We start from the raw sequence: 21,777 nt of genomic DNA, 5'->3' as shown, positions 1-21,777 counted from the left end.
TATTTAAGTGACCGTTTACGTTGTTGATGCACCGAATAACTAACTATTCGTTAATGCTTTATCGCTGGCTATGGCATCAAGTGATACATTAGTGGTACCTATTGTGACGTTAACATTGTGATGTTATTTACTTTACTAGTTAAGTTTTGGTGCACTTGAATACCAAGCACACATTACTTAGAGTTCGAAGACAAATTATTTTTGTGTAGTATTGTTAGAATATCGTTGGTTTTTTCTTTCATTAATTCTTTATTGGCTCTTGCCTCCACATTTAGCCTTACTAATGCTTCTGTATTAGATACGCGAAGATTGAAGCGCCATTCGTTCCCCTTGCTAATAAACTCCATTGAAATGCCATCAGTGAAATCTATGTGACTTGCCTGTAAACGAAAATGTTGCAAAACACTGTCTATCGCTTGCTTGGGATTAGCAATAATTAGATTGATTTCGCCCGAGGATGGATAAGCATCTATTTGCTTGTTGACTGCTTCTGATAAAGTTAAATTTTTGACAGATAATAATTGGATTATCAGTAACCATGGGATCATGCCTGAATCGCAATAGAAAAAGTCTCTAAAATAATGGTGCCCTGACATTTCACCACTGTATATAGCATTTTCTTTTCGCATTAGCTCTTTAATAAATGCATGACCTGTTTTACATAAAATAGCTTCACCACCAGCTTGCTTTACTACCTCAATGGTATTCCATGTTAAGCGAGGGTCATGTATTATTTTTTCATTCTTATTGTTTTGTAAAAATGCCTGAGCGAGCAAACCAATAATGTAATAGCTTTCAATATATTGACCATTTTCATCAAAGAGGAAACAACGATCAAAGTCGCCATCCCAAGCAATACCCATGTCAGCTTTATGTTTTAAAACAGCATCAATAGTGCTTTTACGATTTTCAATAAGTAGTGGATTAGGGATGCCATGGGGGAAGTTTGAATCAGGAGTATGGTGAATTTTGATAAACTCAACGACAATATTATACTGCCTAAATAGCGACTCAATTTCATCTATAACATGCCCTGCAGCACCATTGCCCGCATTTACTACGAGTTTGAATGGTTTTATCTTAGTTGGAGATATATAAGAAATTAAGTGTTTTACATAAACGCTTGAATGATTAAGTTGTGTAATGCTACCACGATTTTTATTATCAACATTTGACTTAATTGTCCAAGGTTGGGCTACTACTAATGCTTCTATTTCATTAAGCCCATTTGTTCGAGATATTGGCTTACTATCAGCACAAACAAGTTTCATACCATTGTAGTCAATAGGGTTATGTGAAGCAGTTATTACTATTCCACCATCCATTTTTAGATCTGATGTCGCGAAATAAATTTCTTCAGTGCCAACTAAACCTAAATCAACGACATCGACACCCCCATCACGCAGACCATCACTTAATGCCTGCTTTAGTGTTTCGCTAGTCGCTCTGGCATCACCACCTACAACGACTTTTTGGGCTTTAATGACAATGGCAAAAGCTCGTCCAATGCGATATGCAATATCTGGATTTATTTCATCGCCTAAACGGCCTCGAATATCATAGGATTTAAAGCAAGATAAACTCATAACTTAAGTACGACCGTATTTATCATCAAAACGTACAATATCATCTTCAGCTAAATAACAGCCTGATTGTACTTCTATTAATTCAAGATCAACCATGCCAGGGTTTTCTAAAGCGTGAATATTTCCTACTGGTATGTACGTGGATTGATTTTCGGTTAGAAATACCTCGTTATCACCATTAATCACTTTCGCCGTGCCTTTTACTACGATCCAATGCTCTGCACGGTGATGATGCATTTGTGTTGATAAACTAGCGCCCGGCTTTACTGTAATGCGTTTAACTTTGAAGCGCTCACCATGATCAAGTGAGTCGTACTTCCCCCATGGTCGATAAACCTCTCGATGTAGTCGAACTTCGCAGCGTTTTTGTACTTTAAGTTCACTGACTATACTCTTAACTTTTTGTACTGCGGACTTTTTTGATATTAATATAGCGTCTTTTGTTTCAACAACGACAATATCATCTAAACCTAGGGTTGTGACTAGCTTATCTTGTGCATTGATATAACAGTTGGTGCTATCAATACTAATAACATCACCGTGGCTAACGTTACCGTATTGATCTTTATCTTCAATATCCCATAATGCTGACCAGCTGCCAATGTCGCTCCAATTTGCGTTCATTGGTACTACAACAGCATTTTTCGTTTTCTCCATCACTGCGCAATCAATGGAATCTTCAGGGCAATGTTCAAAGGCTTCTTTATCAACACGAACAAAACTTAAGTCCTGTATTGTCGTTGCTATTGCAGCTTCACAAGCAGTAAAAATGTCAGGTCTATGTTGCTTAAGTTCGTCTAAAAATACACTTGCTTTGAACAAGAACATGCCACTATTCCAAAAATAATTACCTTGTGATAAATATTGTCTTGCCGCTGTAATATTTGGTTTCTCAATAAACTTATCAACAGCTAAAATTCCATCTGTTGACTCTTTTGCTTTGATATAACCATATCCTACTTCAGGCGCTGTTGGCTCTATACCAAAGGTGACAAGTTTATTGTTGTTTGCTAAAAGTTCAGCATTTTTAATTGCCTGTGTGAAAGCATCGTTATCTTTAATGACGTGATCTGCAGCAAGTACTAGCAATAACGGGTTTTGTCCTTGTTTAATTGCATTAAAAGCTGCTAACGCAATCGCAGGTGCTGTATTACGGCCAATAGGTTCTAATAGTATTTGGCTATAAGGTAACTCTGCGCTACGCAGTTGCTCCGCCACAGCAAAACGGTGCTCTTCATTGCAAATAACAACAGGTGCTTGGTGTTCAATATTTGCAAGTCGTTTAATTGTGTTTTGTAGCATGGATGAATCACCATGTAAGGAAAGAAATTGTTTTGGGAACAATTGTCGAGATAGTGGCCATAAGCGAGAGCCCGTACCTCCAGCCATAATTACAGGTAAAACCATACAGTTATTCTTATATTAATCACGTTATTGCAGGAGACCGTTCAAAGCTAAATTATCTTACTTTTTATTTTGGGTTGTTGGACTTTCAGTACAACTAGTGCTCGCTGATCTTTATTTATATTTTCAGTAATCGGTTGGTTTTATTATTAGTAACGTAGGATGAGCGAAGTTTGGTTGTTCAAAATAAGCATAATTTTAATGCCGATAACGTTAAAAACAATCATTAGCTTCAATTGAGCCATCAAAAAAAGACCAAAAGTTCCTAATACTATTAATTTAAGTTTTTTTGAATAATTTTTACTTATTAACAGCAGCACCGAGGGAGTGTTGGTTGCTTATACAATTCTTATTAGATGCTAGAGGTTAAATTTTTATTATTGAAACTAGATACTCTAATAACAATAGTGATTTTTTACTTTTTAAGTTTGATTAATAACGATTTTATCCTTACTGGTAATTTCACTGTTGTTTGCTGGGAAATTCAAATAGCAGTAATTATTCTATCAATATTCGACTTTAGTGGTGTGTTCCAGCACAGAAACTTAGGCTATGATGTTGGTAACTTAAAAATAAAGCAATGATTTGACGAGGCCGTTGCTTCGATATATCAACTAGCCATTAGATACTAGAAAATCAAGGATTAAGCATGCAAGAATTAAAAAGCCATTATCCCGTACTAGAGCAGGCAAAAGCTCATACTTATATTGATTCAGCGACTTATGATGCAATGTATAAGCAATCAATTGAACAACCTGAAGTCTTCTGGGCAGAACAAGCTGATAAATTTCTAGACTGGTATAAACCTTGGGACAGTGTCACCGATGTTGATCTAAAAGCCGCTGATATCAAATGGTTTTCTGGTGGTAAATTAAATGTAAGTTATAACTGTATTGATCGCCACTTAATCTCAAAAGCCAACGATACTGCGATTATTTGGGAAGGTGATGACCCAAGTGAAGATAAAAATATTACTTATCAAGAGCTACATGATCATGTTTGTCGTTTTGCTAACTTATTAAAATCACGTGGTGTGAAAAAAGGTGATCGTGTTTGTATCTACATGCCAATGATACCAGAAGTTGGCTATGCAATGCTTGCTTGTGCACGCATAGGTGCAGTTCACTCTGTGGTATTTGGTGGCTTTTCTACTGAAGCTATCCGCTCTAGAATTATTGATGCCGACTGTAAAGTTGTAGTTACTTCTGACGAAAGTTTACGTGGTGGTCGTGTTATTCCATTGAAAGTGAATGTTGATGCGGCAGTTGTTGATTGTCCAAGTGTACATTCAGTTATTGTTGTTGAACGTACAGGCGGAGACGTCGCTTGGAATGATAAAATTGATGTTAATTACCAAGAGGAAGTCGCTAAGCTACCCGCCTCCTGCACACCAGAAGTGATGGATGCAGAAGACCCATTATTTATCCTTTATACCTCTGGTTCTACCGGGACGCCTAAAGGTGTTCTTCATACTTGTGGTGGCTACTCACTTTATGCTGCTATGACTCATAAATATGTTTTCGATTATAAGGAGGGGGAGATTTATTGGTGTACTGCTGATGCGGGTTGGATCACCGGACATTCTTATATCTTTTACGGCCCACTTGCTAATGGCGCTACGACATTAGTTTTTGAAGGTGTACCTACTTATCCAGATGCAGGTCGTTTTTGGCAAGTATGTGATAAGCACCAAGTTAATGTTTTCTACACCGCACCTACAGCGATTCGCGCGCTGATGAGTGTTGGTGATAGCTATGTCGAAAAAGCAGATCTTTCATCATTGCGAATTTTAGGAACGGTAGGTGAGCCTATTAACCCTGAAGCGTGGCATTGGTATTATGAGGTAATCGGCAAAAATAAATGTCCGATTGTCGATACTTGGTGGCAAACAGAAACCGGTGGCATTTTAATCACTTCATTACCGGGTGCTGTTGATATGAAACCAGGCGCTGCAGGTAAACCATTTTTTGGTGTTCAACCAGCGTTATTTGATAAAGACGGTAATACTCTTGAAGGTGAAAATCAGGGTTTATTGATGATGACAGGTAGCTGGCCAGGTCAATTACGTTCAGTTTATGGCGATCATGATCGTTTCTACCATACATATTTAAGCCAGTACCCGGGTAATTACTTTACTGGTGACGGTGCTAAACGCGATGAAGATGGTTTTTATTGGATCACAGGCCGTGTTGATGATGTATTAAATGTTTCTGGTCACCGCTTGGGTACTGCCGAAATTGAAAGTGCTTTAGTGTTGCACCCGGCTGTTGCTGAAGCTGCAGTGGTTGGTTATCCGCATGAGATCAAAGGGCAAGGGGTTTATGCTTATGTTACGCTAATGAACAATGCCACAGAGTCTGACGAACTCCTTAAAGAGTTAACAGAATTTGTTGCTAAAGAATTGGGGCGTTTTGCTAAACCTGATTATATTCAATATGCACCAGGGTTACCTAAAACTCGTTCAGGTAAAATCATGCGTCGCATTCTACGTAAAATAGCTGAGAACGATCTTGATACTTTAGGGGATACATCAACATTAGCAGAACCTGCTGTTGTCGATCATCTAGTTAGTAATCGTATTGTTCACGGTTAAATTCTCATTATCGAAGTAATATTTATTTTATATACATTGAGATAAAAGCGCCTATTGGCGCTTTTTTTATGTCTAAGCGTAGGACATGTCATGCTGCAATGGCGGTTCCTAGGCATCCTACCTTCACGGCATTAATACATCCTTGTATGTCGGTGGTAATGAATGACGATATACAAAAAATAGTGAAATGGGACTATACCTGAATAAATTATAAGTGTAATATAATTGATACAAATAAAGTAAACTTAAATTTACAGAAAGAAATTTTATAAAATGCAACATCTACAATATCGATATTATTACCTCCCATACTTTAACTAGCTTTATGCCTAGTACTCTCTTTAGTCGAAAAAATAATGACTTAAATTTAATCATCAATGAACAATATTCAGGAAAGAACCATGTCAGACCATACCGCAACTGCAGCCACGCTTAAAAGCCGGCTTAATGATATTCATGTTAATTCGGAAGAAATTTTAATTACACCAGAAGCACTGCGTGAAGCACTGCCATTACCAGAAGCAGGACGTGTTTTCGTTAAAAGCGCGCGTAACATTATTGCCAATATCATTAGTAAACAAGATCATCGCTTACTTGTTATCACTGGACCCTGTTCAGTCCATGATGTTGAAGCAGCAAAAGCATACGCTAGAAAGTTAAAAGTACTACATGATAAATACCAAGACAGTATGTACATTGTAATGCGGGTTTATTTTGAAAAGCCTCGTACGACCGTTGGTTGGAAAGGCTTAATTAACGACCCCCATATGAATGGCTCATTTGACGTTGAAGCTGGGCTGCGTAAAGCGCGAGAACTACTTATTTATTTAACAGAGCTCGGCTTACCGTTAGCAACTGAGGCACTTGACCCTATCAGCCCGCAATATCTTGCAGAGCTTTTTAGTTGGTCAGCTATCGGTGCACGTACTACAGAATCACAAACCCACCGTGAGATGGCTAGTGGTTTATCGATGCCAATTGGTTTTAAAAATGGTACGAATGGTGGGCTTGATGTAGCGATAAATGCGCTACAGTCAGCGGCATCTTCACACCGTTTTATGGGCATTAATCGTCAAGGACAAGTAGCGTTAATTAAAACTTCAGGTAACCCCGATGGACATGTAATTTTACGTGGTGGTAAGCAGCCTAATTATGATTCTGTCAATGTCGCGTTATGTGAACAAGAGCTAGCAAAGCAAAACTTAGAGCCCGGCATAGTGGTCGATTGTTCACATGGCAATTCCAATAAAGACTACCGTCGACAACCTTTAGTCGCAGACAATGTTTTTAATCAAATTTGTGAAGGTAATAAGTCTATTATTGGTATCATGTTAGAGAGTAATATAAACGCAGGCAACCAAAGTTCAGACTTACCCTTTGACCAGCTCGAATATGGTGTTTCTGTTACGGATGCTTGTATTGATTTTAATACCACTGAACAACTTATTGCTGAAGCAACCGCAAAACTCGGCACAGTTTTAAAGCAGCGAATTACTTCAACGGCTAGTGAATAGGAAACTATATTTGCAATGAATAGCAAATTAACATTTGATCAACAGCTTGGCGAATTGCGCAATGAAATTGATGGCTTAGACAGCGAGCTTGTTGCGTTATTGACTAAGCGCCGAGCAGTGACGACGAAAGTAGGGCAGTTAAAAAGTGAAGTAGGAATGCCTATTTTCGCCCCTGAACGCGAAGCAGAATTGCTAAAAGTTCGCCGTCAACAAGCTATAGATGCAGGGTTATCACCTGAGCTTATTGAAGATATTTTGCGTCGACTAATGCAAGACTCTTATATTAGCCAAGATGCCAGTGGTTACCGTTGTGTAAATCCTGACTGTAAAAAAGTCGTCGTTATTGGTGGTAATGGCCAACTGGGGCAGATATTTGTTGATTTATTTACCCGTTCTCACTATCAAGTAACAATACTGGAACAGGGCGACTGGCCTAATAGTGCAACTATTTTAGCTGATGCAAGTTTGGTTATTGTTGCGGTGCCAATTCGCTTAACCGCTATGATTATTCAAAAGCTGGGCCAATTGCCCGAAAACTGTGTGTTAGCTGACGTAACAAGTATTAAAGAAGCGCCATTATCTGAAATGATGAAAGTGCATGCTGGACCGGTATTAGGTTTACATCCAATGTTTGGTCCTGATGTTGCAGGGTTAGTTAAACAAACCATTATTGCTTGTGAAGGGCGTAATCCTGAGCAATATCATTGGCTCTTAGAGCAATTTCAAGTCTGGGGTGCGAAAATTTATCCCGTTGAAGCACAAGCTCATGATCAAGCGATGTCGATGGTACAAGTGATGCGACATTTTTCAACTATCGCTTATGGTTATCATTTAATGGCTGAAGGTGCTGATATTGCACAGTTAGTTGAAATGAGTTCACCTATTTATCGCTTAGAATTAATTATGGTTGGTCGTTTATTTGCACAAGATCCGGTGCTTTATACTGATATAATTTTTGCCAATCAAGATAACATTGCTATGATGAAGCGCTTTGCATATCGATTTTTAGAATTACTTGAAGATGTGCAATTAGATGACAAAGATGCTTTTACTCATATGTTCTCACAAGTAGCTGATTGGTTTGGTGATTATGCCGATATTTTCTTACAAGAGAGTAAAGCTATGTTAGTAAAAGCAGACCAACTTAAAAAACATTAAGATAAGAAAAACAAGGAAGAAAATGAGAACTTTTGCTGTTATTTTATTTACTATTGCCATGCTTACACTCGTATCTGCTTGTGCTAATAGTTATACGACTAGTGCAACGATGACTATTGGTGAAGTCAGTTCCGAAAGATTAATTAGTGATCATCCATCATTTATGCAAAGTTATCGGGCATTTCAATTGTCTGAAAGTGACATAGCAGAAGTTAAAGCGTGGCCGAGTGATTTACATGTAGATGTGTATTTTGGTACTTGGTGTCATGATAGTCAGCGAGAAGTCCCTCACTTTTTGAAAATTGTTGCTGAAAAAACAGAGCTATCTAATCGTTTAATTGGCCTTGATTATGAAAAGTCTGAGCCAAACGGAACAGCTAAAAGTCATGATATTAAATACACGCCTACTTTTGTTGTATACCAAAATAACAAAGAAATTGGCCGTATTGTTGAACGCCCAAAAGTATCACTAGCGGCAGATATCTCAGCCATGCTATAAAATTATTAGCTTAAATAACGTTAAATAAAAATCGTACTTGAGCAAAATCAGTGCGATTTTTTAATTTTTACACCTTAAATTGCAAACTAAAACTCTATGGGCACTTCGAATTACCAAAACTGATATAGCGTGGCGTAGACAGTATTAAGCTACTTAATATACGATGTAGTGAAATAGCCAATAATAACGAGTGGGAATATAACTTGAAATCTTTTCGATTACTTAGTGTAGCAGCTGCACTACTTGCCAGCTTAAATGTTATGGCGCAACAAACATTAATTAATGCCGATGCTTATGTTGATGTTAAAAAAGGTAAAGTTGTTAAAAATATCGCGATACTTATCGACGGTAATAAAATTATTCAAGTTGGCAAACAAGGCAAAGTAAAAACAGACCAAGATGCCAAAATAGTTAATCTAAAAGGTAAAACCTTAGTACCTGGCTTAATGGATATGCACGTACATTTAAGTAGTGATGCTGAAGATAACTTCCTTGCTGCTAGAGGTAATTCAGTGCCTCGTCAAACCGTAAAAGCAGTAAAAAATGCCAAGAAAACCTTAATGGCAGGTTTTACCACTGTACGTAACTTAGGTGCGTCAGGGTATTCAATTATTGGTGTGCGTGATGGCATTAATGCTGGTGAAGTTCCTGGCCCACGTATTTGGGCTGCTGGCCATTCCATTAGTATTACTGGTGGACATTGCGATGACAATTTTTCTCCGCCAGAAGCAAAAAGTACGGCGGGTGGTGTGGCAGATGGCCCTTGGGCAGTGCGAGCTAAAGTAAGAGAAAATATTAAATACGGTGCTAATACTATAAAAGTTTGTGCTACTGGTGGTGTGTTCTCTAAAGGTACTAAAGTCGGTATTCAACAATTAACCGAAGAAGAAATGAAAGCGGCAGTTGATGAAGCACATTTACGTGGCTTAATTGCAGCAGCACATGCGCATGGTACAGGCGGCATAAAAGCAGCTATTCGCGCCGGTATTGATTCAATTGAGCATTGCAGTTTCTTAGATGATGAAGCTATTGAGTTAGCGTTAAAGCATGGTACTTACATGTCATGTGATATTTACAACACTGAGTACACTTTGGCGTTTGGCGCAGCAAACGGTGTACCAGAAGAAAACATTAATAAAGAAAAATTGGTGTCAAAAGCACAACGTGAAAGCTTTCGTAAGGCAACAAAAGCGGGTGTAAATATGGTATTTGGCTCAGACGCGGCTATTTATCCACATGGTGATAATGGTAAGCAATTCTCACGTATGGTGACTTACGGCATGACACCAATGCAAGCACTTCAAGCCGCTACTATTAGCAGTGCTATCTTGCTACAGCAACAGGATTCTTTAGGGCAAATTAAAGCTGGATTTTTAGCTGATATTGTTGCGATTGATGGCAATCCAATTAAAAATATTTCTGCGATGGAAAACGTCAGTTTTGTCATGAAAGATGGTGTCATCTATAAGCAATAATGAAGTAACTATCTTAGTGCTTATAGCAAACTTAATATCAATATTAAAAAGTTCAGACACTATTGTTATTCGTGTCTGAACAAATTCAGTAAATTACTTTAAGTAAATTATTTACTGCCTAGCCACACTTTGAATCGCCGCAGTTCAAGCATGTGGAACAACTATCAAGTAATACTACAGACTTTTGGTGACACTTATTACAGCTACTCGCCGTGGCTGGAAAGTTTAAATTATGATTTTCACTTTTGCCATCATTCTCAACTGCACTATCATCTTTGCCTTCATTTTCTGCCATTGCTGCTTGCTGTTTCTGCTTTAAGTAAGCTTGTTGGTGGGCATCAATCTCACTTTTGGGTAGCATGTCTAAAGTTTTTAAATGTGTTTCAATGACATGGCCAATATCAGCAACTACCGATGGCATGAAAATACCGGTGCCACGCTGGTAATAACCGCCTTTAGGATCAAATACCGCTTTTAGTTCTTCAACTAAAAATGTGCAATCGCCACCTTTGCGAAATACTGCAGAAATAACGCGTGTTAGTGCGACAATCCACGAGTAAAATTCCATATTTTTTGAATTAACAAATACTTCGAATGGTCGTCTAACTTCTTGCGCTGTGCCTTGATTAAGTAAAATATCATTTACCGTAATGTATAAGGCGTGATCAGAAACTGGCGGCTTAATTTTATAAGTTGAGCCGACTAACATTTCAGGACGTTGGGTTTTTTCGGTTAAATTTACCGTCGCAGCATCATTACTACTTGGCTCTTCTTTAACTGGCGCTACGGTATCTACTTTTACTTTAGCAGCGGTAATACTTTGGGTGATTTCTTTCATCATTTTTCTCTTGTAATGACTTATTTCAAGCCACTTTTTTTGATATTAAATTTTAGCGTTATTGCCAGTTTGCCTTGCTTAATTAACGTGAAGCGGCAAAGCCAGTCACTAAAGCTTGCCGTAATAACCTTCTTTTAACGCGTCATGTAAATTGGCAGCAGTATGCACTTCACCGTCGTAACGAATTTCTTCATTACCTTTGGCTGTCATGGTTGTGCCATCAGCTAAAGTGAATTCATACTCTACTTTTTCTAAGTCAGTTTCTTTTACCAATACGCCTTGGTGAACCTCAGGATTAAAACGGAATGTTGTACAGCCTTTTAAGCCTTTATCGTAAGCATAAAGATAAATATTTTTGAATTTTTCGTAGTCAAAGTCGGTTGGAATATTGATGGTTTTTGAGATTGATGAGTCAATCCAAATTTGCGCGGCCGCTTGAATGTCAACATGCTCTTCTGGGTTAATACTATCGCTAACCGTGAAGTAGTTAGGTAATTTATTTTCGCCTTCAGTTGCGTAGGCTTCGGCATTAGCGTTCACCATTTCGCGGTAAGCTAAAAGTTCGTAGCTTGAAACGGCGACAGATTCTTTCGACTTTTTACCTTCACGAATAATGTTGCGATGATATTCATGAGCAAAACTCGGCTCAATACCATTTGAAACATTATTACCTAAACTTAAGGCAAGCGTACCCGTTGGCGCTATTGAGGTATGGTGAGTAAAGCGAGCACCAACTCTCGCTAGTTGCTCAACTAGTTCTGGTTGCTCTTGAGCAATCCTTTGCATATAACGACTGTATTTTGCATGTAGTACTGAGCCCTTAATTTTATCGCCTACTTTAATGCCATCTTGTGCCATTTCAGGACGCTTATTGAGCATGGCTTGATCAACAGTAAAACTTTGTTGCAGTATGGGAGCAGGGCCTTTTTCTTTCGCTAGGTTTAGCGCTTCCTGCCAACCGGTAATAGCTAATACTTTTGATACTTCTTCAGTGAAGGCTACAGCTTCTGGGCTATTGTAAGGCATTTTTAGCATAGTCAATGCTGAGCCTAAGCCAAGGTAACCCATACCATGACGACGTTTATTCTGAATTTCTAAGCGCTGCTCTTCTAGTGGCAAACCATTTATTTCAACCACATTGTCTAGCATGCGCGTGAATACTTTAGTGACTTCTTTAAATTTCTTCCAGTCAAACTCAGCTTGACCCGTAAATGGCTGTTGAACAAATTTAACTAAGTTAATTGAGCCGAGCAAACAAGCGCCGTGTGGTGGTAATATTTGTTCTCCACAAGGATTACTAGCGCGGAGTTTTTCACAGAACCAGTTATTGTTCATTTCATTGGCATGGTCAATCAGTAAAAATCCGGGTTCAGCATAGTCAAAGGTGTTGCTCATGATCATATCCCAAAGGCGTTGAGCTGGCATACGGCCATAAATTTTACAGGCAACCTGTCCTTGCTCGTTAAGAATGTAATCATGGCTTTTGATAAAGTCGGCTTGGTAGTGATTTTCTTTAAACAGAACAAGTGAACTATCGTTTAAGTCGATATTATCTGAAATCATTTCCTTATGTGTTAATGGGAAATTTAGCGGCCAGTCTTGATCATTTTTAACCGCATTCATAAAATCATCACTGATCAATAGTGATAAATTAAATTGGCGTAAACGACCATCTTCACGTTTTGCTAAGATAAACTCTTTAACATCAGGATGCGATATATCGAATACACCCATTTGTGCGCCGCGTCTGCCACCAGCGGAACTGACGGTAAAACACATTTTGTCGTATATATCCATGAATGACATTGGCCCTGATGTGGTTGCGCCAGCACCAGCAACATAAGCACCACTAGGTCTTAAAGTTGAAAACTCATAGCCAATACCGCAACCTGCTTTCAAGGTTAAGCCTGCTTGATGAACACGGCTTAAAATACCGGTCATTGAATCTTCAATCGTACCTGATACTGTACAATTAATGGTAGACGTTGCTGGTTTAAACTTTTCAGCACCCGCATTTGAAATAATACGCCCAGCTGGGTAAGCACCAGACTCCATAGCCCAGATAAACTTCTCTTGCCATTTTTTATGCTCTTTACTTTCTATTGCCGCTAGGGCTTTTGCGATGCGAGTGAAAGTTTCATGCACTGTGGCCTCTTGGTTATTACCATGCTTGTCTTTGAGTCGATATTTTTTATCCCAAATATCATGAGAAGCGGCCTGCAAAGGTAGGTCGTGGTCTAGCTGTTTAGAGGCATTTTTTACAGAAGCGTTTTTTGATTTTATTTCTAGCTCAGTCATGGCGATTTTATATTTTCGTTAGTGGAAAAGATGCATGATGATATGAAATATGAAATTATGCACAAGTGTATTTCATACATATTGCGATCCAAATCAAATCAAAACACAATATGTAGTGTTTTGTGCATTTATCTATTGAAAGTGATTTTAATCAATCAAGGTGGCAATAACTGCGCTAATTTTCCTAACAACAGCTCAATAACGTTACTTATGTGAGGTTTATCAGTTAATTTTGTAAGAAAAAGCTGAAAAGTTAAGTAAACAAGTGCGAGTAAGCGCTAATAATTCTAACGAGAAATTCTGGGTATTTGATTGCTAACTTATAGTAGCGCTAAGTCATATTGGTTGCTTTTGCTCTTTCAATATTGCTTTTTTTATTAAAAGAGCAAAAGCGTATTGGATGTATTCATTCACAAGGAATCATTTTTTAGGCGGTACAAAAGTGCTGGCGACATTAGTAATGTCGTTAACACTCGCTGACAATATAGTCATTTCTTCAGTAACCACATCAGTCTGTGCCCAAGTGCGCTCAATCGCTTGATGTACTTCTTCAACATGTTCATTAATGGCAATTGACGTAACGTTCTGTTGTTCAGTTGCCGTTGCTATTTGGTTAGCAACATCTGTTACTTTTTGCACTCTGCCAACAACATCAGAAATTTTCTGATTTGAGCTTTCTGCTATCTCAACACATTGCTGTGCTTCGTCTTTATTTTTCAACATCACCGTAACCCATTGCTCTATGGTTTCTAACATTACAGTCAAACGTTGATGAATTTTTTTCGCAGAATCCTGCGTTCTAGAAGATAAATTACGCACTTCATCAGCGACTACGGCAAAGCCTCTACCGTGCTCGCCAGCGCGAGCAGCCTCGATAGCTGCATTTAGCGCCAATAAATTTGTTTGGTCAGCAATCGACTGAATTTCTTCCATTAAACTACTAACATTGTTGGCTGATTGTGTCAGGCTATCGGCGGATGAAGAAGCGTTCTCAATATCGTTGGCTAGTGACCTGATTTTATCTGTGGTAGAAAAAATACCCTGCTGAGCTTGCTCACAATGCGAAAAAGTTTCATCTAAATCACCTGCTGCGGTGGCAACACTGGCTGAAATTTCAGTGGTGGTAGTTTGCATTTCGCGCATAGCGTGACTGAGTTGCTCTACGGTGCTTTGTTGGCTCGTTAAGTTTTTTCGTGTATTAGCAACACCTTCACTAACATTAGCCATCACTGCATTTATGGGCTTTGCCGTGTCTAATACTCTTTCGATAATGGCGCGTAATTTAGTTTTTAACATGGAAAAATTAAAATCAAAAATACTGGCGGTGCCAGTACCAAAATAAACTTTTCGAGAAGAGGAGTCGAACATCGATTGCATATGCTGTGCACGTATGGCCGTCGGTATTATGTCTTGCCAAAATACAGCGATAGGCGTAGCAGCACATAAAGCAGCAAAAATTGAGTGATAAAGACCAAAACTTGTAAAGATAAAATATTGGGCGATAGCACTAATGATCAATAAGAAAGTAAATTTATGATTTTTTGAAATTTCTAAGTTTGCCCACTTATTATCATGATTAATAGCGCGATAAACGTTATGTGCGCGCTCGATTAACTCAGGCTCTGCTATTGTTGCAATCGATTGATAACCGCTAACTCGATCATTTTGGTATTGCGGTGTGATAAAAGTATCTAGCCAAACATCCTGGTTTTGGTTATTTTTAAACTGAATTAAGCCTTGCCAAGAAAAGCCTTTTGCTAAGGTTTGGTTAATCTCGTTGATAATACTTTTGGGCATATCTTTATGGAAATAATGCTGCTGCTTTTTTGTAGCTGAGTCGGTTAGGTCGATAGCTAAGGCAGCTGAAAATTCTGTATTAATATAATTAAAGTTTCCATGGATATCAGTAATGCTTATGAGTTGTTTTACTGGCGAAGCCATAACTTTCCTCTATTTAACTTTATGGGCAAAATGACACCTTCCAAACTTGCCATCACTAATACTGGAAGGTCGTTATATACCCAAGCCACTTGCTGAACCGTCAAGTAGTTTGGGTATATTTTAGCGTAACGTTTTATCGCGTAACCAACTGATATCGTACTATCTAGTCAGAGCGATTTACTAAAATTAGTGCTACATAGTTCGCTATTAGAAAGCATTGCATCATTTTTGTCTATTAATGTTACTTTAAGGGCTGTGTTATGTTCGAAGGACATTGAAAAAAGTAGCGTAAGGTATGCTGTTAAATGGTCTATTTCTTGATTGTTAGTATTAAACGACGACTATCAACTTTGAGTTTTGGAGTTAGCGAGAGGCAATGTGAATTTTCATTACTAATATAAACATAAACTTAGTGTTGAAAATAGGAAATAGGAAACAGAGCTTATTTGTATAATAACGTGTTCTGTGTAAAGTATTTTCCTCAACGTAGCTATTTAGCCTACGTTGAGGTTGCGATATCAAGGTAGACTAAACTAACCAAATAGTTCAGTAAGTTTCTTCTTTGCCTTGTCTTTTAATTTGTCTTTTACTTTATCTTTAGCACCATCAATAAGCTTTTTCTTTTGAGTTTCTTTTGCTTGTTGCCAAATTTTAGAAAGCGCTTTTTTAACAATTTCACTACCTAGTTGGCTTGCTGGTAAACCTTCATTGCCACCAACATTATTCAAGGTAATATCAGGTAATGTTGCTGTGTGCTCTTTATTGCCAAAAGCAGTTAAGTCTACCGACAAAGCAGTACCCGCTAATACAATTTTGCTTACTTTAACTTTTGGTTCGTCAGCTGTGCTACTTGGTGTTTTATCGGCAGTTTGCGCGTCACCTTTAGGAGTATTACGCTCTATCGCGTCTAAAATGTCTTGAATATTAGAACCACCAGTTTGTGTCATTTCTACAAATGCTTGTGGTGATTTAATAACAATAGCGTCAATAATAATAGGTGAGGACGTTAAGCTCTCAAGGTTAATGTCTAGTGTCACTTCACCTAAAGAAAAAGCATTTGGTTGCTTGTAAGTTTTAGGGTTGGCTAAGTTAATGCCTAAAATACTACCAGCGCCGCTAGTGAGTTTAATATCAACAGCTTTTACGGTAACGGCTTGTTCAGTAACCTGTGTTCCAACTGTTTCAATTTGGCTTTTAATATAATCATTTAGTGAGCCGCCAGCTAGAAACCAAAGGGCACCACCACTAAGTAGTAACAATACAACGATAATTGAGGCAATAATTTTCACGAGTTTAATCCTTAAAATGTAAAAAATGATGCATATCTAATAATTAGATATTTCTCATCTGGTTTGGGTATATATATAAATTATATCTTAATAATCACAAAGTTATTTAATTTTCTATTTTGCGACCAAAGCCTTAAATCTCAAGCTAAGCTGTATCGAGCATTTACAGTATCTACGCTATAGTAATAGCATTGAAATTTTTCGCAAATTTAGAGAGTTTTTTATTTATGTCTTCAGCTATAAGTCGCCGTTTACCGCTATTATTACTTGTAAGTGTACTGGTAGCACTGGTTGTTTATTTACAGTGGCCAAAGTCAGTAACCATTAAAGAAAAACATCAACGTGTTGTTTCAGTAAAAACAGTGCAAATTGCTCAAGCAACATTTAAAGACTCTGTTGAAGCAGTTGGTACATCAAGAGCCAACGAGCAGGTTTTTATCACCAGCAAATATTCTGATTTAGTCGATGAAGTTTCTTTTCAAGATGGCGACACCGTTAAAAAAGGCGAAATTTTAGTGCGCTTAAATAGTCGAGAGGAAGCAGCAAAAGTTAAAGAATATGAAGCTAATTTGGCTGAATCGGTTGCGCAGCTTAATCGTTTTCAAGACCTTTTTACTAAAAAAGCCACTTCTAAGTCAATTGTTGACCAACAAGAAGCGAAAACCAAAGCCATTTCAGCGCAATTATTGAGTGCGAAAATAAAACTTAATGACCTAACCATTAAAGCGCCTTTTTCTGGCGTATTAGGTTTTCGTGAAATTAGCTTAGGAGCTTTGATTGATGTTGGCGATATTATTACCAGCCTAGATGATTTAAGCGTAATTAAAGTCGACTTTTCCGTACCAGAGCGTTACTTGACTACGGTAGCTGTTGGCCAGTTGATTGAAGCAACTAACATCGCTTATAAAGATCAGATATTTGTTGGCAAAGTAACGTCAATCGATTCTCGTATTGATAGCGTAACTCGTACCTTAAAAGTACGTGCTGAAATTCCAAACAATGACACTAAATTACGTGCCGGCATGTTACTGAACATTGAAATTATTCGTAATGTAGAGCAGTTGTTGCAAGTACCAGAAAGCGCCGTGATTCCAATTGAAGATAAGCATTTTGTTTTTGTGGTTGAAGATGGTAAAGCCGTGAAGAAGCAACTGCACATTGGTCGTCGATATCATGGTTTTGTTGAAGTACTTGATGGCATCAAGGTCGGTGCAAAAGTGGTGATTGAAGGAGCATTAAAACTGCGTGACGGCACGTCGGTTAATGTTTTGGAGAATAACACGTGATTTTATCTGATATATCAGTAAAACGTCCGGTATTCGCTACCGTTATCAATTTATTGTTGATCACTTTTGGCATCGTTGCGTTTATGACCTTACCGCTGCGCGAATATCCTGATATTGATCCGCCAGTGGTTAGTATTAACACATCTTATCCTGGGGCATCAGCAGCAATTGTTGAAAGTAAAATTACCCAAGTTCTGGAAGATAGAATAAGCGGTATTGAAGGTGTTAAATCGATTAATTCCAATAGCCGTGTTGGTCGTTCAAATATTTCTATTGAGTTTGAACTCGACCGTGATATTGATGCCGCGACCAATGATGTACGTGATCGTATTTCTCGTGCGCTAAACAACCTACCAGAACAAGCGGATCCACCAGAAGTATTTAAAGCCAATGATGACGAAAGTGCCATTGTGTGGTTTGTACTGCAAAGTGACGCCATGAGCACCTTGCAATTAACCGATTATGCAGAACGTTATATTGTTGACCGATTTTCTGTTGTTGACGGCGTAGCCCGTGTGCGTGTTGGTGGCGGCAGAACTTATGCCATGAAGGTGTTATTAAACCGCAAAGCTATGGCGGCGCGCGGTGTTACCGTTAGTGATATTGAACAAGTTTTACGGGCAGAAAATGTTGAACTACCTGCTGGCAAAGTTGAATCACTCGACCGAGACTTTTCTATTCGGGTTGAACGCAGTTATTTAACTGAAAATGACTTTGCCACTATGGTGGTAGCGCGTAATGATGATAAATCATTAGTATATCTTGGTGATGTTGCCAAAGTTGCTATGGCGGCGGAAGACGAAGAAAACATGTTCCGCGGTAACGGTAAAAATATGGTTGGCTTGGGTATTATCAAGCAATCAAAAGCCAATACCCTTGAAGTAGTAAAAGCCGCCCGAAAAGAAATGACCTCAATACGTGATGGCTTGCCACTAGGTACAACCATTACCAATAGTTACGACTCATCAGTATTTATTCAAGGCTCAATTGACGAAGTTTACAACACGCTTGGCATCGCCATGATTATGGTGGTGTTAGTTATCTTCTTATTCTTAGGTAATGTTAGCGCCACGCTTATTCCTGCCGTAACCGTACCTGTCGCCTTAATTGGTTCAATGATGGTGTTGTCATGGTTTGGCTTTTCTATCAATTTATTGACCTTACTGGCCTTAGTATTAGCCATTGGTTTAGTGGTTGATGATTCCATTGTGGTACTAGAAAACATTTACCGGAGAATTGAGAACGGCCAAACACCTTTAATGGCAGCTTATGAAGGCGGGCGTGAAGTTGCCTTTGCAGTAATTGCCACAACCTTAGTGTTGGTAGCGGTATTTGTGCCGTTAATATTCTTATCAGGTAATGTTGGGCGTTTATTTACTGAGTTTGCTATCGCGATTGCTGCTGCCGTGGTGTTCTCGAGTATTACCGCGTTATCGTTAACGCCAATGATGTGTTCAAAAATGTTGAAACATCGTAAGCGTAGTTCTTCATTTGGCCAAATGTTAGATAAAGGTTTTGGCAAAATGGAAGCGGCTTATGGGCGTTCATTGAAAACAACTATTCGCCAACCGTATATGATCTTTATTGTTGTCATTTTAGCGTTTATTGCGGTTTATAGCTTATTTACTCAGTTACCTTCAGAGTACACACCTAAGGAAGACCGAGGTAATTTCTTTGTCATGATGCGTGGTGCTGAAGGGGCTAGTTATGAAAATAATGTCAAAAACATGCAGCAGATTGAAGAGAAACTATTAGCGCATCAACAAAGTGGTGAGCTTGACCGAGTATTGGTACGAGTACCAGGTTTTGGTGGCTCTGGCGGCATTGCTATTGTCGGCATGCCAGCGTGGGGTGAACGTGAAACCAACACCTTTGATTTCATCAAAAAAATGAATGGTGAATTATCAAAAGTTACTGATGTACGTGCATTTGCTATGATGCGACGCGGGCTAAGTGGCGGCGGCTCAGTATCGCCAGTTGCTTTCGTTTTACAAGGTAATACCTATGAAGAACTAGCCAAGTGGCGCGATATTATTATTGCTAAGGCGCAGGAAAACCCAAATCTACATAGTATCGACAGCGACTATAAAGAAACCTATCCGCAGCTATTAGTGAAAATTGACCATAGCCGTGCTTTTGACTTAGGGGTTTCAGTTGGTGATATCGGACGAACATTAGAAACCATGTTAGGGCAACGCCGTGTGACTAACTTTGTTGAACGTGGTGAAGAATATTATGTTGTGGTACGTGGTGAAAAATCAGATTTTTCCAACCCGAAAGATATCGACAATATTTTCGTTCGTTCAGACGTTAGTAACGAACTAGTGCCGTTATCGAACTTGATAACCATTGAAGAAAGCGCAACCTCTTCACAGTTAAACCGTTTTAACCGTTTACGTAGCGTGACTATTAGCGCGAACTTAACGGCAGGTTATCCGTTAGGCGATGCGCTTAACTTCTTAAATAATGCCGTAGCAGAGCATTTACCGCAAGAAGCACAAGTGGCTTACAAAGGGCAATCGCAGTTATTACAAGAATCGGGTAACTCCCTTATCTTTATTTTTGTACTGGCGTTGGTGATCACTTACCTTGTTTTATCGGCTCAGTTTGAAAGCTTTATTCACCCGTTTGTTATTATGTTAACCGTACCACTGGCATTAGTCGGGGCGCTAGCGGGGCTGAAATTAATGGGCATGAGTTTAAACATTTACAGCCAAATTGGTATTGTCATGCTGATAGGGCTAGCGGCGAAAAACGGTATTTTAATTGTCGAGTTTGCTAACCAATTACGCGATAAAGGCATTGCCTTTGAAGAAGCGTTAATTTCTGCGGCAACCCAACGTTTACGACCTATTGTGATGACAACGTTTACTACGGTGACTAGTGCAATTCCATTAGTATTAGCAATAGGGCCAGGTGCTGAAAGTAGAATGGTGATTGGTGTGGTTATTTTTGCTGGCGTTTCTCTTGCCAGTATATTTACCTTATTTGTTGTGCCAGGTGCCTATTATTGGCTTTGCAGACATACAGGCTCTCCTTTAGCTATTGCTCATGAAATTGAGCAGCAACAAGAAAAGGTAACTTCAACTAAAGCCTAATTACTCTAGTCAAGTTGCTTACAAAGCCCATATAATCGTTAGTTTGTGTGGGCTTTTGCTTGTTTTAGATAGTAAATTACTTTTTCTCAGTTTTATTATTAAAACACTTCTTTAAAGTTATTATTTTTCAATGCTTTAAATGCTACAGAACCACTAGTTAATAGCGGTGCATAAGTATCCTTTTACGTCTGATGACTTATTGATGATGATTCTTTGTGTATAAAATTAATACATATTGATTAAAAAACACACTTGCGATATAAAGGATAAAAATAATAATAATAAATTTGGAGAATACCGATGTTTGAGGTAAATAAAAAACTATGGTCATTTAATTTTGGCTGTCTAATTGCTGGCTCACTAATTTGGTTAGTTCATATTGGTAATTTAGCGCCCGTACCTAGCATTCTTCACCCTCATACCGATTTTATTCTTGATTATTACTCTGGAGCTGTAACTGCAGTTATTGCTTGTGCTGTTAGTCTTTCACTACTCATTCTTATGCGTAAAGTTTTTAAGTTATGTGCAAGCGAGCATACCTTCTGGTTACTGTTGCCGACACTATGTTTTATCACCTTAATCTTACTGATTGCCCAGTTTATGCTGCCTGCCATCATGTTCGCGGCAATTCCCAGTATATTCATTTTAACCTTCAGTGCGATTGTTTTTAGAATTAAGCGTCGAAAGCCATTAACTATTTAAAGCTGATTAACCTAGCTCTGAAGTAAAACTAAGCTAAACAAAACACAGTTAAGCAAAACTAAAAAGGTAAGGTGAATTCAATAGAATTAAGCAAAA

The 21,777-nt window shown here is 38.5% G+C and carries 14 protein-coding genes; 8 read left to right on the top strand and 6 right to left on the bottom strand.

Annotated elements, in window-relative coordinates; translation table 11 throughout:
• Window positions 1-173 precede the first annotated feature (173 nt).
• Complete coding sequence (locus B7C41_RS07715) at window positions 174-1,586, bottom strand: phosphohexomutase domain-containing protein (RefSeq protein WP_085298215.1); 1,413 nt, start codon at window positions 1,584-1,586, stop codon at window positions 174-176.
• 3 nt (window positions 1,587-1,589) lie between these two features.
• A complete protein-coding gene (locus B7C41_RS07710; protein ID WP_085298214.1) occupies window positions 1,590-2,993 on the bottom strand; it encodes a mannose-1-phosphate guanylyltransferase/mannose-6-phosphate isomerase in 1,404 nt (467 codons plus the stop codon).
• 646 nt (window positions 2,994-3,639) lie between these two features.
• Between B7C41_RS07710 and acs the strand changes: the two genes are divergently transcribed.
• From acs to B7C41_RS07680, 5 genes are all read left to right on the top strand, one after another.
• Window positions 3,640-5,583: an acetate--CoA ligase gene (gene acs, locus B7C41_RS07700; protein ID WP_085298212.1), complete on the top strand. Its 1,944-nt coding sequence runs from the start codon at window positions 3,640-3,642 to the stop codon at window positions 5,581-5,583.
• Window positions 5,584-5,984: 401 nt separating this feature from the next.
• A complete protein-coding gene (locus B7C41_RS07695) occupies window positions 5,985-7,097 on the top strand; it encodes a 3-deoxy-7-phosphoheptulonate synthase (RefSeq protein ID WP_085298211.1) in 1,113 nt (370 codons plus the stop codon).
• A 15-nt stretch (window positions 7,098-7,112) separates the two neighbouring features.
• Window positions 7,113-8,255, top strand: coding sequence for a bifunctional chorismate mutase/prephenate dehydrogenase (gene tyrA, locus B7C41_RS07690; protein WP_085298210.1), 1,143 nt, complete (start codon window positions 7,113-7,115; stop codon window positions 8,253-8,255).
• 22 nt (window positions 8,256-8,277) lie between these two features.
• Window positions 8,278-8,754: a thioredoxin family protein gene (locus B7C41_RS07685; protein ID WP_085298209.1), complete on the top strand. Its 477-nt coding sequence runs from the start codon at window positions 8,278-8,280 to the stop codon at window positions 8,752-8,754.
• 260 nt (window positions 8,755-9,014) lie between these two features.
• Window positions 9,015-10,229: a Xaa-Pro dipeptidase gene (locus B7C41_RS07680; protein ID WP_143764357.1), complete on the top strand. Its 1,215-nt coding sequence runs from the start codon at window positions 9,015-9,017 to the stop codon at window positions 10,227-10,229.
• A gap of 118 nt (window positions 10,230-10,347) precedes the next feature.
• On the opposite strand, the gene B7C41_RS07675 is transcribed toward B7C41_RS07680, so the two are convergent.
• The 4 genes from B7C41_RS07675 to B7C41_RS07660 all read right to left on the bottom strand — a co-directional run bounded on the left by B7C41_RS07675 (window position 10,348) and on the right by B7C41_RS07660 (window position 16,595).
• Window positions 10,348-11,070 carry a TSCPD domain-containing protein gene (locus B7C41_RS07675; protein WP_085298207.1) on the bottom strand — a complete coding sequence of 241 codons (723 nt, stop codon included), beginning with the start codon at window positions 11,068-11,070 and terminating at the stop codon, window positions 10,348-10,350.
• A gap of 105 nt (window positions 11,071-11,175) precedes the next feature.
• Window positions 11,176-13,365, bottom strand: a complete 2,190-nt coding sequence (locus B7C41_RS07670) for an adenosylcobalamin-dependent ribonucleoside-diphosphate reductase (protein ID WP_085298206.1) — start codon at window positions 13,363-13,365, stop codon at window positions 11,176-11,178.
• A gap of 420 nt (window positions 13,366-13,785) precedes the next feature.
• The gene (locus B7C41_RS07665) at window positions 13,786-15,306 is read right to left on the bottom strand and encodes a methyl-accepting chemotaxis protein (RefSeq protein WP_085298205.1); all 1,521 of its coding nucleotides are present in this window, start codon (window positions 15,304-15,306) and stop codon (window positions 13,786-13,788) included.
• 533 nt (window positions 15,307-15,839) lie between these two features.
• The gene (locus B7C41_RS07660) at window positions 15,840-16,595 is read right to left on the bottom strand and encodes an AsmA family protein (RefSeq protein WP_085298204.1); all 756 of its coding nucleotides are present in this window, start codon (window positions 16,593-16,595) and stop codon (window positions 15,840-15,842) included.
• Window positions 16,596-16,822: 227 nt separating this feature from the next.
• On the opposite strand from B7C41_RS07660, the gene B7C41_RS07655 reads away from it, so the two are divergent.
• The 3 genes from B7C41_RS07655 (at window position 16,823) to B7C41_RS07645 (ending at window position 21,681) form a co-directional block, all read left to right on the top strand.
• On the top strand, window positions 16,823-17,881 hold the full coding sequence (locus B7C41_RS07655; protein WP_085298203.1) for an efflux RND transporter periplasmic adaptor subunit: 1,059 nt from the start codon (window positions 16,823-16,825) through the stop codon (window positions 17,879-17,881).
• Window positions 17,878-20,979, top strand: a complete 3,102-nt coding sequence (locus tag B7C41_RS07650) for an efflux RND transporter permease subunit (RefSeq protein WP_085298202.1) — start codon at window positions 17,878-17,880, stop codon at window positions 20,977-20,979. Before B7C41_RS07655 ends, B7C41_RS07650 begins: the two co-directional genes overlap by 4 nt.
• A 300-nt stretch (window positions 20,980-21,279) precedes the next feature.
• Complete coding sequence (locus B7C41_RS07645) at window positions 21,280-21,681, top strand: hypothetical protein (RefSeq protein ID WP_085298201.1); 402 nt, start codon at window positions 21,280-21,282, stop codon at window positions 21,679-21,681.
• The last annotated feature ends 96 nt before the right edge of the window (window positions 21,682-21,777 follow it).

This window comes from Cognaticolwellia mytili, assembly GCF_002104475.1.
Lineage (GTDB): Bacteria > Pseudomonadota > Gammaproteobacteria > Enterobacterales > Alteromonadaceae > Cognaticolwellia > Cognaticolwellia mytili.
The sequence above is the reverse complement of the archived record's forward strand: the minus strand, read 5'-3'. Positions and strand labels throughout refer to the sequence as shown.